Annotated in this window: 12 protein-coding genes; 6 read left to right on the forward strand and 6 right to left on the reverse strand. The window is 29.3% G+C overall.

What is annotated here, in order from left to right:
- Window positions 1–56: 56 nt before the first annotated feature.
- Window positions 57–2975 carry a serine hydrolase domain-containing protein gene (locus tag MC378_RS00535; protein WP_242176760.1) on the forward strand — a complete coding sequence of 973 codons (2919 nt, stop codon included), beginning with the start codon at window positions 57–59 and terminating at the stop codon, window positions 2973–2975.
- Window positions 2976–3045: 70 nt separating this feature from the next.
- Here the strand turns inward: MC378_RS00535 and MC378_RS00540 are convergent, their stop codons facing one another.
- Genes MC378_RS00540 through MC378_RS00565 form a run of 6 tightly spaced genes read right to left on the reverse strand, consistent with a single transcriptional unit; the run spans window position 3046 to window position 8700 of the window.
- Complete coding sequence (locus MC378_RS00540; protein WP_242176761.1) at window positions 3046–4101, reverse strand: lysophospholipid acyltransferase family protein; 1056 nt, start codon at window positions 4099–4101, stop codon at window positions 3046–3048.
- 11 nt (window positions 4102–4112) lie between these two features.
- Window positions 4113–5033: a bile acid:sodium symporter family protein gene (locus MC378_RS00545; protein WP_242176762.1), complete on the reverse strand. Its 921-nt coding sequence runs from the start codon at window positions 5031–5033 to the stop codon at window positions 4113–4115.
- A complete protein-coding gene (locus tag MC378_RS00550) occupies window positions 5017–5658 on the reverse strand; it encodes a DUF4159 domain-containing protein (protein WP_242176763.1) in 642 nt (213 codons plus the stop codon). Before MC378_RS00550 ends, MC378_RS00545 begins: the two co-directional genes overlap by 17 nt.
- 37 nt (window positions 5659–5695) lie before the next feature.
- Complete coding sequence (locus tag MC378_RS00555; RefSeq protein ID WP_242176764.1) at window positions 5696–6403, reverse strand: 16S rRNA (uracil(1498)-N(3))-methyltransferase; 708 nt, start codon at window positions 6401–6403, stop codon at window positions 5696–5698.
- Between the two features lie 57 nt (window positions 6404–6460).
- The gene (locus MC378_RS00560) at window positions 6461–7582 is read right to left on the reverse strand and encodes a GTP cyclohydrolase (RefSeq protein WP_242176765.1); all 1122 of its coding nucleotides are present in this window, start codon (window positions 7580–7582) and stop codon (window positions 6461–6463) included.
- Between the two features lie 20 nt (window positions 7583–7602).
- A complete protein-coding gene (locus MC378_RS00565; protein WP_242176766.1) occupies window positions 7603–8700 on the reverse strand; it encodes a transporter in 1098 nt (365 codons plus the stop codon).
- Window positions 8701–8878: 178 nt separating this feature from the next.
- Here MC378_RS00565 and MC378_RS00570 point away from each other — a divergent pair, with 178 nt between their 5' ends.
- Genes MC378_RS00570 through MC378_RS00590 form a run of 5 tightly spaced genes read left to right on the forward strand, consistent with a single transcriptional unit; the run spans window position 8879 to window position 14557 of the window.
- The gene (locus tag MC378_RS00570) at window positions 8879–9133 is read left to right on the forward strand and encodes a DUF4834 family protein (RefSeq protein WP_242176767.1); all 255 of its coding nucleotides are present in this window, start codon (window positions 8879–8881) and stop codon (window positions 9131–9133) included.
- 2 nt (window positions 9134–9135) lie between these two features.
- Window positions 9136–11559, forward strand: coding sequence for a YfhO family protein (locus tag MC378_RS00575; protein WP_242176768.1), 2424 nt, complete (start codon window positions 9136–9138; stop codon window positions 11557–11559).
- The gene (locus tag MC378_RS00580; protein WP_242176769.1) at window positions 11549–12064 is read left to right on the forward strand and encodes a class I SAM-dependent methyltransferase; all 516 of its coding nucleotides are present in this window, start codon (window positions 11549–11551) and stop codon (window positions 12062–12064) included. Before MC378_RS00575 ends, MC378_RS00580 begins: the two co-directional genes overlap by 11 nt.
- Window positions 12042–13295: a glycosyltransferase gene (locus MC378_RS00585; protein ID WP_242176770.1), complete on the forward strand. Its 1254-nt coding sequence runs from the start codon at window positions 12042–12044 to the stop codon at window positions 13293–13295. Before MC378_RS00580 ends, MC378_RS00585 begins: the two co-directional genes overlap by 23 nt.
- The gene (locus tag MC378_RS00590) at window positions 13292–14557 is read left to right on the forward strand and encodes a glycosyltransferase family 4 protein (protein WP_242176771.1); all 1266 of its coding nucleotides are present in this window, start codon (window positions 13292–13294) and stop codon (window positions 14555–14557) included. Before MC378_RS00585 ends, MC378_RS00590 begins: the two co-directional genes overlap by 4 nt.
- Window position 14558 lies beyond the last annotated feature (1 nt).

Below are 14558 nucleotides of genomic sequence, written 5' to 3' on the forward strand. Positions count from 1 at the left end.
AAAAAGATAGAATGGAAAGCCTGTTAAAACGCCCAAAATATATGTTGAATAAAAATATGAAGAAAGAGTTACTGATTATCTTTTTGATGAGTTTTGTATTTAGTGTTTCTGCACAAAGTGTAGATCCCTTAAGAACAAAAGATGCCGAAGCACAAGATGCATGGGTAGATAGTATTATAAAAAATATGACAATTGATGAAAAAATTGGTCAACTTTTTATGTTACAAGCATATTCTAATAAAGATAAAAAACATGAAGATTTTATTACTGATATGATTACAAAATATCATATTGGAAATTTAATCTTTATGCAAGGAACTCCACAAAAGCAAGCGGTACTTAATAATAAGTATCAAGCACTTTCTAAAGTGCCTTTGTTAATTGGTTTTGATGGTGAATGGGGCTTAGACATGCGTTTAAAAAATACGTATAGATTTCCTTGGAACATGACCTTAGGAGCAATTAGAAATGATTCTTTGGTAAAACAATTTGGAGAACGCTTAGGTGTACATTGTAAACGTTTAGGAATTCATGTAAATTTTGCGCCAGTTGTTGATATAAATACCAATCCAGAAAACCCAATTATAGGAAATCGTTCTTTTGGAGAAAGTAAAGAAAATGTTACTCAAAAAGCAATTGCATTTACACAGGGAATGCAAAGCAAAGGAGTTTTAGCAAATGCTAAACATTTTCCAGGTCATGGAGATACAGCAACGGATTCTCATCATACCTTGCCTGTATTAGATTTTGACATGGCACGTTTAGATTCGATAGAATTGTACCCTTATAAAAAAATATTTGATGCTAGAATTGCAAGTGTAATGACGGCACATTTAAGTATACCAAGTTTAGAGTCTAATCCAACTTTACCAACATCACTTTCTAAAAATGTAGTTACTACATTATTGCAAGAAAGATTAGGTTTTTTAGGGTTGATTATTACTGATGGATTGAATATGAAAGGTGCGGCTAATTACGCAACGTCAGCAGAAATTAATTTGGCAGCAATACAAGCAGGAAACGATCTGTTATTAATTCCTCACGATGTTTCTGGTACTGTGAATTTAATTAAAAAAGCTATCGAGTTAAAAACCTTAACAGTAGAGAGGTTAGAGTTTTCTGTAAGAAAAATATTAAAAGCAAAATATTGGGCAGGTTTAAATAATTACAAGCCTGTTGTTTTAGAAAATTTAGATGAAGATTTAAATACAATTAACGACGAATTATTACACAGAGAATTGGTTAAAAATTCTCTTACTGTTGTTAAAAATATTCATAATGATATTCCTTTAAGAAATTTAGAAAAAAGAAAAATTGCTTATGTAAATTTAGGAGACGATCCTGGTGATGTTTTTGTAAATATGCTTCAAAACTATACTAAGGTAGATGTGATCTCTGATAAAAATTTAGACAGAATTATAAACAAACTAAAGCCCTATAATTTAGTAATTGTTGGTTTTCACAAATCCAATAAAAATCCATGGAAGAGTTATAAGTTTACAAATAAAGAGTTGGTTTGGTTACAAGAAATAGCAAGAGAGAAAAATATTATTTTAGACGTTTTTGCAAGTCCTTATAGTTTATTGCAAGTAAAAACATTTACAAATATTGATGGGATTATTGTTTCGTATCAAAATAGTAAACTGGCACAAGAACTTTCTGCTCAACTCATCTTTGGTGCATTTTCAGCAAAAGGGAAATTACCGGTTTCTATAAAAAAAGATTTTAATGAAGGCTATGGATTAGTAACATCAAATTTAAGTAGATTCGAATATTCTATTCCAGAAGATGTTCATTTATCATCAATTAAGTTAGCCGCAATAGACAAAGTAGCCGATACTATTTTAAAAGAAAAAATGGCTCCAGGCTTTCAGGTATTGGTAGCTAGAAAAGGGAAAATTGTTTTTAATAAAAGTTATGGCTATCATACAGATGAAAAGAAAATAAAAGTAAAAAATTCTGATGTTTATGATTTAGCATCTTTAACAAAAATATTGGCTTCACTGCCTTTAATAATGAAAGCAGAAGAAGATCAAAAAATACCACTTACAGCAAGCTTAAGAGATATTTTACCAAGTTTTGGTAATTCAAATAAAGATACAGTAACAGTAAAAGAAATTTTAGCACATATTGGAAGGTTAAAAGCATGGATTCCTTTTTATAAAGCAACTCAAGATAGTGTTACTGGAGAAAATTCACCTAAATTTTATAGAAAGAAGAAAACAAGTGTTTATAAAATAAAAGTGGCTGAAAATTTATACATCAAACAAAGTTATAAAGACAGTATTTACAAGTATATAAAAGAAGCCGATCAAAGAAAAAGAAAAGGTTATAAATATAGCGATTTAGGCTATTATCTCTTTAAAGAGGTGCTTGAAAAAAAATATGAAAAGCCTTTAAATACTTTAGTAGATGAAGAGTTTTATCAATCTTTAGGAGCTAACAGAACAACCTATTTGCCTTTAAAAAAGTTTCCGAAAAGTCAGATAGTTCCTTCTGAAAAAGATGATTATTTTAGAAATCAATTGTTAATAGGAAATGTACACGACATGGGGGCCGCAATGTTAGGCGGTGTTGCGGGGCATGCTGGTTTGTTTGCCAATGCTAATGATGTTGCAAAAATTATGCAAATGTATTTACAGAAAGGATTTTATGGAGGAGAGAGATATTTAAAAGCAGAAACAATAGATAAGTTTAATCATCGATATTATTCAGATAAAAAAGATAGAAGAGGTTTAGGTTTTGATAAACCACAATTAAATCCAAAGGTTAAAGCTACTTGTGGATGTGTTTCTGATGAAAGTTTTGGGCACTCAGGATTTACTGGAACTTATACTTGGGCAGATCCTAAAAGTGAAATTGTTTACGTTTTCTTATCTAACAGAACTTATCCATCAATGACTAACAATGGTTTGGTTAAAACCAATATGCGAACTAAAATTCAGCAAATTATTCAAGATGCAATTATAGACTAGTAAATTTTCTGTTTTTTTGCTTGCTAAAAGAGTTCTTAAATTGATTCAAATCTGATATTTTTTTGAAAAACTATTCGTTTTCAGTATTTGTTGGTGAAAATTTAGTGTAAATGAAAACGGATAAAAAAGAAACAATAAGATAAATTAGGGCTATTTTTTCATCAAGAAACCAACGCACAACTCCTGCTTGAAAAATATAAAAAACTGGAAAAGTAATAATGTTTAACCCAAATCTAAAAGTATCTGTAAATTCAATCTCATTAATGCCTTTTGCTTGTTTTTTCCAAAACAAATAAGGGATTAAACTGTTTAGGGTGATTAGATAAAATAAAGGTTTAAAAAAGTTTATTGATTTTTTTACTGCTTTTGGAAATTCTTTTTTGGCAATCATTTTATTGACCAAATCCACATCGGTAAAATCTACATTAGCATTATTAAGTTTGTTTAAAACTGTTTCATAATACTCGTCATTTGGTATGTGAACTGTTATTTCTTTAAGCTGATTACTAACTTCTTGTTTTAAAATGTTGATAGCTTTAGGTTTTGTATTTGCTTCAAGAATAGCTCTAGAATCAATAGCTTTTCCATAATGAATTATAGCTTTACAAGGAAAGGAAGAGGCGTTTTGGTATGTAATTCCAACAGGAACAACAGCAATGTTTAAATCGGAGTACTTTTCTAAAGCACCAAAAACAATTCTTGTAAATCCTTTGCTTAAAGGTTTAATATTTCTATCTCTTGAGTGTCCTCCTTGTGGAAAAATAAATAACGTTTCTTTGTTTTTTAAAATATCAAAACATTTTTCAAAAACTTCTTCGTTGTTAGAAAGTTGCTTTATGCCATCTCTAATTCTATAAATGGGCATTAAATTTAAAGAATTTAAAAATTTTCTAATTAAAGGTTTTTTAAAAACATCTGCTCTTACCAAAAAATGATTTTCTCGGGTGTTGTTAGAGGTTACTAACAAAGGATCTAATAATGCATTTGGATGATTAATAGCAAACAAAACAGCGCCTTTTTTGGGAATATTTTTGATGCCTTTTACTTTGATTTTTTTACAGTAAAATTGTAAACTTATTTTTAAAAAAAGATTTACACTTGAGTACCAAATTTTTTTAATTTTCATTGTGGTAAATACTATATATTCTTTTTTCTTCCCCAATAGGTAGCTAAAGCCATGCCAGAAAACACGTCCCATATTCCCCAGAAAGCAGCCAATAAAGCCATTCCACCTAAGCCATCAAAAAAACCAAAGATTAACAATAAACCTAAACCACCATTTTGAATTCCTGTTTCCATAGAGATTGTTTTAGCATCTCTTTTATTTAAACCAAAACTTCTAGCAGTATAAAAGCCTAAGATATAAGCAAAGATATTGTGGAAAATTACCAAGAACAAAACGTGGTGAATATGATTGACAAATACTTCTAGATTTTGTGAGAAAGCGATGAAAATTAACGCAATAAAAACTAACATAGATAAAGGTTTTAAAACTTTTTCTATTTTGCCTGCCATTTCAGAATGATAGTGTTTTATGAGCATTCCTAAGATTAACGGAATTCCTAAAATTAAAGAAACTAGTTTCAGTAAATCTATCCAGTTTAATTCTACAGTTTTTATAATTTCGTTGGTAGGTTCGTATAAGCTTCCCCAAAACTGTAAATTAAAAGGAGTCATTACAATACATATTAATGTTGCAAAAGCAGTTAAACTAACCGATAGAGCAGCATTTCCTCCTGCCATTTTACTAAAAAAATTAGAAACATTTCCACCAGGGCAAGCGGCAATCATCATCATACCTAATGCAAAACTAGGATGTGGCTTTATGATCAAAATAGCTAAAAAAGTTGCAGCCGGTAATAAAATGAATTGTGCTAAAACTCCTACAAAAACTATTTTAGGATTCTGAAAAAGTCGTTTAAAATCGTTTGTAGAAATACCTAAGGCAACACCAAACATAATAATGGCAATGGCAATATTTAGCACCCACAAACCTTCTGCATCAAAGTTTATTTTAATGTCATCAATATCTATATATGGACTAGTTTTTAAAAGCATATTCTATAATGTTTGCACCCATTTTCAATGCTTTTTCTCTTACATTTTTTGGGTCATTGTGTATAATTGCATCTTCCCATCCATCACTTAAATCGGTTTCATAATCGTAAAAAAGCACCAATCTTCCTTGGTAGAAAATACCAAAACCTTGTGCTCGTTTTTTATCGTGCTCATGAATTTTTGGAATTCCGTTTGGAAATTTAAACGTTTGATTATATATAGGATGATTACTTGGTATTTCTTGTAATTCTAATGTTGGAAATACTTTTTTCAGTTCTTTTCTTAAAAATTTGTCTAAACCATAATTATCAGAAATGTGTAAAAAACCTCCAGAAATTAAATAATTTTTTAAGTTTTCTGCTTCGTCTTCAGAAAATAAAATATTTCCATGCCCTGTCATAAAGAGTATTGGAAAACTAAAAAGATCTTCACTACCAACAGCTACCGTTTGTGGGTTTTTAGAAATATTAGTTTTAATATTAGTGTTTGCAAATTCTATTAAATTAGGTACGGCTGTTGGATTAGCATACCAATCTCCGCCTCCATTGTATTTTAAAATAGCAACATCTTGTGCATTTGTAGGAAGAACAAAGGATATAATGAGTAAGATTAAAAGGTGCTTCATAAAATTTTTAAACAAGAATTGAAAGCAATATAGTGAATTATTGATTGATAAACGAAACTATATTTACAGCTACCAATGCAGCTGTTTCTGTTCTTAATCTGCTTTCTCCTAATGAAATTGGAATGAAGTTTTTGCCCAATGCTTTTTTTATCTCTTCGGAAGAAAAATCGCCTTCTGGACCAATTAGAATTGTAATTTTTTCTGATGGATTTACGATGGATTGTAATAGTGTTTTTTCTTGCTTTTCGCAATGTGCGATACAAATTTTCCCTTCAAAATCTTGATTGATGAACTCGTTAAACTTAATTGGTTGATTTAGTTTTGGTAATGTAAATTTTAAAGATTGTTTCATTGCCGATTGAATAATTTTTTCAAATCGTTCTAATTTTACAATTCTTCTTTCTGAATTACTACAAATTATTGGAGTAATTTCATCAATACCAATTTCAGTGGCTTTTTCTAAAAACCATTCAATTCTGTCGTTATTTTTTGTAGGTGCTATTGCAATGTGTAAATAATAATTCCAGGGTTTTTGCTTTTCTTCCACATTAATAATTACGGCTGCACATCTTTTGTCGTTTGCAAAACTAATTTCTGCATCAAATAAAAACCCTTTACCATTTGTAATTTTAAGAACATCACCTTCTTTTTTTCTTAAAACACGTACAATATGTTTGCTCTCAATTTTATCAAAAGTAATTTGTTTGGTTTCTTTAGAAAGTTCTGAATTATAAAATAGCTGCATGGTTTAAATCAGTTACAAGTTTTTAAAATTGAGGTTTATTTATAAATACAAACCAATTTACTGTATGTTTTTTCGATAGGTTCTACGTCTTTTATGAGTTATAGGGTCAAACTTTTCCCATAACTTTTTAATTGCTTCATTGTCTTCTAGTTCGGGAGTTCTAATGCAATTATCGATTCCTAAAGGAGCAAAAGTTTTTGTGTATTGATCAAAAATAATGGCATGTACCCCTTTGTTTTGGTAATCTGGACGTACGCCAATTAAGTAAAAAGTAACGTCTTTAGCATGTTTTCTTGCATGCAATAAATGGAACAATCCAAAAGGAAATAATTTTCCTTTGGCTTTTTGCAAAGCTTCAGAAAAAGAAGGCATTACAATAGCAAAAGCGACTAATTTATTATTCTCATCAACCACAAATTTTATATATTCTGGGTTGATAAATGAAATATATTTTTTCTTAAAATAAGCTATTTGTGCATCAGAAATAGGAACAAAAGTTGATAGTTTAGAATAGGATGCGCTAAAAACTTCAAACATTTCATCTACATAAGGCATTATGTCTTTTGTTTTTGTAAAATCTAATGCTTTTAGTTTAAAACGTTTTTTTAAGATGTTGCTAATTCTGTCAAAATAAACAGCATCAACATTTTTAAATTTGAATTTGTTTTCTAAATATTCTTTCTCTTTAACAAAGCCTAATTGTTCTAAATGATCTTTATAATAAGGGTGATTGTACCATGTAATCATGGTTCCTAAATGATCAAAACCATCTATTAATACACCAGTTTTATCTAAATTATTAAAGCCTACAGGGCCTTCTATATATTCGAGCTTATGTTTAACTCCGATTTCTTTTACTTTTTCAAGTAAAACTTTTGCGACTTCAAGATCATCAATTACATCAAACCAACCAAAACGGATTTTTTTAATCTGTTGTTTTTCAACTTCAAACCAATTGATAATGGCAACAACTCTTCCAACAATTTGACCTTTTCTTATAGCAACAAAAAACTGTGCCTCTGCATTTTCAAAGACAGGATTCTTTGTAGGGTCAAAATTATCGACTTCATCTTTTATAATAGGAGGAACCCAATATTTATTGTTTTTATATATCGAGAAAGGAAAGAGTACAAATTGTTTCATTTCCTTTTTTGAAGTAATTTTTTTTATCGAAATCATACTTATAAAGCGGGAATAAATTAATTGTCTGTCTCTTTTTTCTTTTTTTCTTTTTTACGGAAAAGACCAAATAATCCACCTTTTTTCTTTTTAGTTGAAGCTTTTTTTCTAGTTCTTTTTGGTCTAGTTCTTTTCTTTTTAGTTTTATCTTTTTTCTTAAAAACACTAAAGATTCTACTAAAGAAACTACCTTGTTTTTTATTGTATTCAGAAATGGGTGAATCTTTTAATTCATTACCATCATCGTCTAATTCAATATAAGAATCTTGATGCCTATTAATTCTGTAAGAAACACCTAAACTTGCGTAATAACCTTGTGATTTGCCTTCTAAAAGTAATCTTGCAGAGGCATTTATTTGTAGGTTTCTGTTATATAAGTAAGCTAATCCAGTTCCTAAGTTAGAGTTGGTTTGTTTTTTTTGAAAAGCACCTTGATTTTCAAAAAAAGTAGACCATTGGTCGCTAAAATTATAAGTTCCAGTAATTATGTATGAAATTTCGGAAAACTCTGACCCAATTTTATCATAATAAACATTGGTAATTATGTTAAAGTCGTTGCTTAAATTATTTTGAAGTAATACACCTACTTTTGGTGTTATGCCTCCTGTTTTATAGCCTTCGCTTAAAAAATCAGTATTAACTCCTAAGTATATTGCTACAGACGGAATGAGTCTTTTTGTATCAAAAGCGTGTCTTCTCTTCCAACTTCTTACTTCTTTGGTTTTATCCTCATACTCTTGTTGAAACAATAAATACTTAGCTCCAATAGTAAGTTTACTTAAACCATGGTCAAAATAACTAGAAGTAAAAACATTTTTAAAGGCAACTTTATCTCTTTGGTAGCTTATTTGTGTATTTAATTCTAGTTTTTCAAGAAAAAAACTAGTTCTAAATAATAAATCTAAGCCTAAAGATTGAGGTCTAGAAAAAGTAGGTTCTATAGAAGTATTTCTAAAAAAGATATTACTTTCAAATTGATAAACTCCTGTACCAACACTATATGGACTTTCAGAAAATCCAGGTTTGTTAGAGTTGATGACTTCTGTATATTGACTGTAAGTAGAAGAAAAACTTAGTAGAAATAATAAATAAAATACGTTTAATAGATTTTTCTTCATCAGAAAATTTAGTTTTATAGAATTTACAAAAAACATATAACACAAACATAGGCTAAAAAACCTATTTTTAAAAAGCATTCAAGACTTTTTTAGTATTAAGAAACTTTTATACTTTCTAAACGCTACAATTGTGCTCAAATTGTTATTTTTGATAGATTTTTTTAAACATAAATTTTAAATGGGTTTACTAAAAACTATCTTTTTTATATTATTATTTATTTACGCTTTTAAATTTTTAGCGAGATTATTTGCTCCTTTTTTAATGAAGAAAGCAGCGGAAACAATTCAAAGAAAGGCTGAAGAGCAATTTAGAAGACAACAACCAAAAAGCACGGTAAAAGAAGGGGAAACAATTATTGATAAAGCCCCTAAAAATAATCAACAAAGTAAAAACTCTGTTGGAGAATATGTTGATTTTGAAGAAATAGATTAATTATGAAGTTAAATAAAATTTTACCTTACGTTATTGCAATTGCTATTTTTGTTTTAGCGTCTATAATCTATTTTCATCCTGTTTTAAAAGGGCAAAAAATATCTCAGTCCGATATTACTCAGTTTAAAGGAATGGTTAAAGAGATTAACGATTTTAGAGCTGAAAATAATACCGAACCTTATTGGACAGGTTCTTCTTTTAGTGGAATGCCAACATATCAGGTAAGTACGTATTACCCAAATGATTTTGTAAGAGTTTTGGATAGAACTTTACGGTTTTTGCCAAGACCTGCAGATTATACTTTTTTGTATTTCTTAAGTTTCTTTGTCTTGATGATGGCTTTGAAAGTTAATTGGAGGTTGGCTATTTTAGGAGCACTTGCCTTTGGTTTTTCAACCTATTTAATTATCATATTTGGAGCAGGACATAATGCGAAAGCACATGCAATTGCATACATGCCTTTGGTGTTAGCAGGTATTTTGTGGGTTTTTCAGAAACGATATATTTTAGGTTTCTTGGTTACAGGCGTTGCAATGGCTCTAGAAATCTATACAAATCATCCACAGATGACCTATTATCTAGGTTTCTGTTTAATTATTTTAGGAATTGTAGAAGGTATAAACGCTATTAAAGAAAAAGTATTACCTACATTTTTTAAACAAACAGTAATCATTATTGCAGCTGTTTTATTAGGAATTGGAGCAAATTCTCCTCGCTTAATGGCGATGAAAGAATATGCAGACCATAGTACAAGAGGAAAATCAGAATTGACTATAAATCCTGATGGAAGTAAAAAAGAAGCATCAAAAGGATTAGATAAAGCATATATTACTGAATACAGTTATGCAAAATTAGAAACGTTTAATTTATTCATTCCGCGTTTTATGGGAGGCGGAACTGTTGAGGAATTAGGTGAAGGTTCTAATTTTTATAAAACAATAGAAGATAAAGCAGGAAAAAAAGTAGCTAAAGATTACTCTAAACAAGCACTTACCTATTGGGGAGATCAAAACATTGTAGAAGCACCTGCTTATATAGGAGCCGTAATTTTCTTTTTATTTTTCTTGGGAATTTTCTTAGTTAAAGGACGTTTAAAGCAATGGTTAGTTGCGGCAACCGTATTTTCGGTTTTAATGAGTTGGGGACGGAATTTTGAGGTGTTGACCAACGTTTTTATTGATTACTTCCCTTTGTATAATAAATTTAGAGCAGTTTCATCCATACAAGTAATTGCAGAATTATGTGTACCCATTTTAGGAATATTGGCTTTAAAAGAATTCTTTTCTTCTAAAATTACTTCGAAAGAAAAACAAGATGCATTAAAAAAAGCAGTTTATGCTTTTGGAGGATTAATAATTGTTGGTTTTTTATTAGCACACGGATTTTCAACTTTTGAAGGTTTAAGAGATGCACAATACAACCAGTTACCTGGATTAACAGATGCTATTATTGCAGATAGAAAATCGATGTTATTTGTAGATACTTTACGTTCTTTAGTTTTAATGATTCTTTCAGCGGGTGTTTTATGGATGTTATTAAAAAATAAATTAAAACAAGGTATTGTTATCATAGCATTGACAGTTTTTGTTTTATTTGATTTAATTTCTGTGGATAAAAAATATGTAAATGAAGATGATTTTAAAGCAGCAAGAAAAATAGAAAAACCATTTACAGCTTCGGCCACAGATAAATTAATATTACAAGATAAAACACATTTTAGAGTTGGTAATTTTACGGTGAACCCAATGAATGATGGAAGTACTTCTTATTTTCATCAATCTATAGGCGGTTATCACGCGGCAAAAATGGGACGTTATCAAGAGCTTTTTGATTATCAAATCGCCAAAAATAATATGCAGGTTTTAAACATGTTAAATACAAAATACTTTATTGTTGGTAATGATAAAGGAGAGAAACAAGCGCAATTAAATCCTGATGCAAATGGAAATGTATGGTTTGTAGATAAAGTACAAGTAGTAAATTCTGCAAATGAAGAAATGCAAACTCTAGATTCATTGAACACAAAAACAACGGCAGTTTTAGATTTAAAGAATTTAAAAGAAAAAATAAATTTTCCAAAAGAAAAAGATTCAACGGCAGTAATTGAATTGTTAAATTACGATGTTAATTCGTTAACTTATCAATCCAAAACAACAAAAGATCAATTTGCTGTTTTTTCTGAAATTTATTATAAAGATGGTTGGAATGCTTATGTTGATGGGAAATTAACACCGCATTTTAGAGTGAATTATGTTTTACGAGGAATGATTGTTCCAAAAGGAAAGCATTCAATTGAATTTAAATTTGAGCCCAAAGTAATTCAGCAAGGAAAAATTATTTCTCTAACGTCGTACGGATTATTACTATTAATTTCCGTTGCTTGGTTCTTCTATGAACAAAAAAAAACAAAAAATAATGTACAGTAAAATTCCTTCAAAAAGATATGAGCATACGCTAGCTTTTCTACAAAAAGTTTTACCAAGTCCTGCAACTGTTTTAGATCTGGGAATTAGAAATCCTTTCTCTGAAATTATGGAGCAAAATGGATACACTGTTATCAATACAGAAGGGGAAGATTTAGATATTTTACCGGAAATAGTAAAAAAACACAAAGTGGACGCAGTTACTGCTTTCGAAATTTTAGAACATTTATTAGCTCCGTTTAATGTGTTAAGAGAAATTGAAGCTACTCAATTAATTGCTACAATTCCGTTAAATTTATGGTTTGCAAAAGCTTATAGAAGTAAAACTGATATGTGGGATCGTCACTATCATGAGTTTGAAGATTGGCAATTTGATTGGTTATTAGAAAAATCTGGTTGGCAAATTCAAGAACAAGAAAAATGGACAAGTCCAATAGATAAAATAGGATTTAGACCTATTTTACGAAAATTTACTCCAAGATATTATGCAGTTTCTGCAACCAAATAAATCGAAAATGCATGCTATTTTAATGATTGTTGACGGATATTATCCTGCAGATATTCGTGTTAGAAAAGAAGCTGAATCTTTAGCGTTAAAACACAATGTTTTTGTTTTGTGTTGTAGAAAAGAAAATGATCAAAAAGTTGAAATCATTAAAAATGTAACTGTATTAAGAGAAATATTTTACAAAAGTTTTACTGAAAAAGGATTGATTGATATGCGGTTAGCAATCAATTTTGTACATCCAAAATTTCATAAAATCCTACCAGAGATGATCAATAAAAACAATATTGATGTTATTCACGTGCATGATTTACCTCTCGCTAAAACAGGTTTTTTTGCGGCAAAAAAATACCATTTAAAATCCGTTTTAGATTTACATGAAAATTATGCAGCAGCACTATTAACTTGGTTTTCTTGGAGAAAGAATCCTGTGATAAGATTGAAAAATAAAATATTTTTTAATCATAAAAGATGGCAAGATTATGAAAATCGGATTATTAAAAAATACGATAGAATTATTGCGGTAGTAGAAGAAATGAAAGATAGAATTGTTACAGATACAGCTATAGATGAAAGTAAGATTACAGTAATTACCAACTCAGAAAAGAAAGACTTTGTTGCAAATTTTGATGCAACAGAAAATTCTTTTTTTAAAGATCATAAAGACCAATTTATTATATCGTATGTTGGTGGTTTTGGTCCTCATAGAGGATTGCAAACGGCTATTGAAGGTATGAAAGACGTTTCTAAACAAATCCCCAATGCTTTATTAGCCTTAATTGGTCCTGCAAATAATGATGTAAAAAGTTATTTAGAAAATTTAATTGATGAATTTAATGTTCGAGAAAATGTTGTTATTTACGGAAGTCAGCCATTTAAGAAGGTTGTAAAAATAATGCAAAGTTCTGATGTAAATATCATTCCTCATATTTCTAACTTACATACAGAAAGTACTATTCCACATAAATTATTTCAGATACTACTTTCCAAAAAACCTTTATTAGTCTCTAATTGTGCTCCGTTAGAAAGAGTCGTAAAATCGAATGATATTGGTACTATATTTAAAGCAGGACAAGCAGAAAGTTTTTCTAAAGAAATTATTAAAGTTTATAATAATTACGAAACAGCGATGCAAAAAGCTGCCAATGGCTTTGAGTTAGCTTATAATGGTGATTTAAATTGGGAGTTTACTGAAAAAAAACTACTACATTTATATGAAAATTTAGAATCTTGAAAGTATTAATAATTACTTATTATTGGCCACCAGCAGGAGGTTCCGGCGTTCAGCGTTGGTTGAAATTTGTAAAATATTTGCTAGAATTTGGTATTGATCCTATTGTGTATACGGTTGACAATGCAAATTATCCGAAAGAAGATATTACGTTAAAAAATGAGGTTCCTAATACTATTGAAATTTTAAAACAACCAATTTGGGAACCAACCAATTTGTTGTTTTGGAAAAAGAAAAATCAAACTAAAAAAGATATATCTAATATAAGTAATAGCGGTTTGTTATCTTTTATACGTGGAAATTTTTTTATTCCAGACCCTAAAGTTTTTTGGGTAAAACCTTCCGTAAAATTTCTTCAAAAATATTTAGATGAAAATAAAATTGATGTAATTATTTCTACAGGTCCTCCACATAGTATGCATTTAATTGCACAACAATTACATCAAAATAATGATTTAAAATGGATTGCAGATTTTAGAGATCCTTGGTCCAATTTATATTACAATAAAGATTTTAATCAGCAGAAATTTGCGGTTAATAAGAACGTAAAATTAGAAACATCAGTTTTAAAAAAAGCAGATTGTATTTTAACGGTAAGCAATACATTAAAAAAAGAATTTGCTAAAAAAGCAAGTAGAGTAGAGGTAATTACCAATGGTTTTGATGATGAAGTATTAAAGAATAATTCGATTGCTTTAGATGCAAAGTTCACAATTTCTTATATTGGTTTGCTGCCAAAACAAAGTAATCCAAAAGTATTATTTAAAGTTTTACAGGAACTTTGTGTACAAAATGAAGATTTTAAAAATGATTTAAAATTGAATTTTATTGGAGATATTTCTGATGAAGTAAAAGTACAAATCTCGCAAAATAATTTGTTAGATAATACTAGTTTTTTTGGGTATGTTTCTCATAATAAGGCTATTGAGTGTCAAAAAAAAGCACAAGTATTGTTGTTGTTAATTCCGAATGTGGAAAATTCTAAAGGAATTTTAACAGGAAAATTATTTGAGTATTTAACGGCAAAAAGACCCATTTTAGCTATTGGTCCGGAAGATGGAGATTTGTCAGAAATTTTAAAAGAAACCAATGCTGGTGTTGTAATTGATTTTGAGAATGAAGAAAAATTATCATTAGAAATAGAAAAATTATATCATCAATATAAAACAGGCAATTTAGAAGTAAGCTCTAAAAATATCGAGAAATATCACAGAAAAGAATTAACCAAAGAGTTAGCTTTGGTAATTAAAAGTTTACATTCGTAAC

Origin of the sequence: Polaribacter marinus (assembly GCF_022662535.1) — a bacterium.
In the GTDB taxonomy this organism is placed as follows: Bacteria; Bacteroidota; Bacteroidia; order Flavobacteriales; family Flavobacteriaceae; genus Polaribacter; species Polaribacter marinus.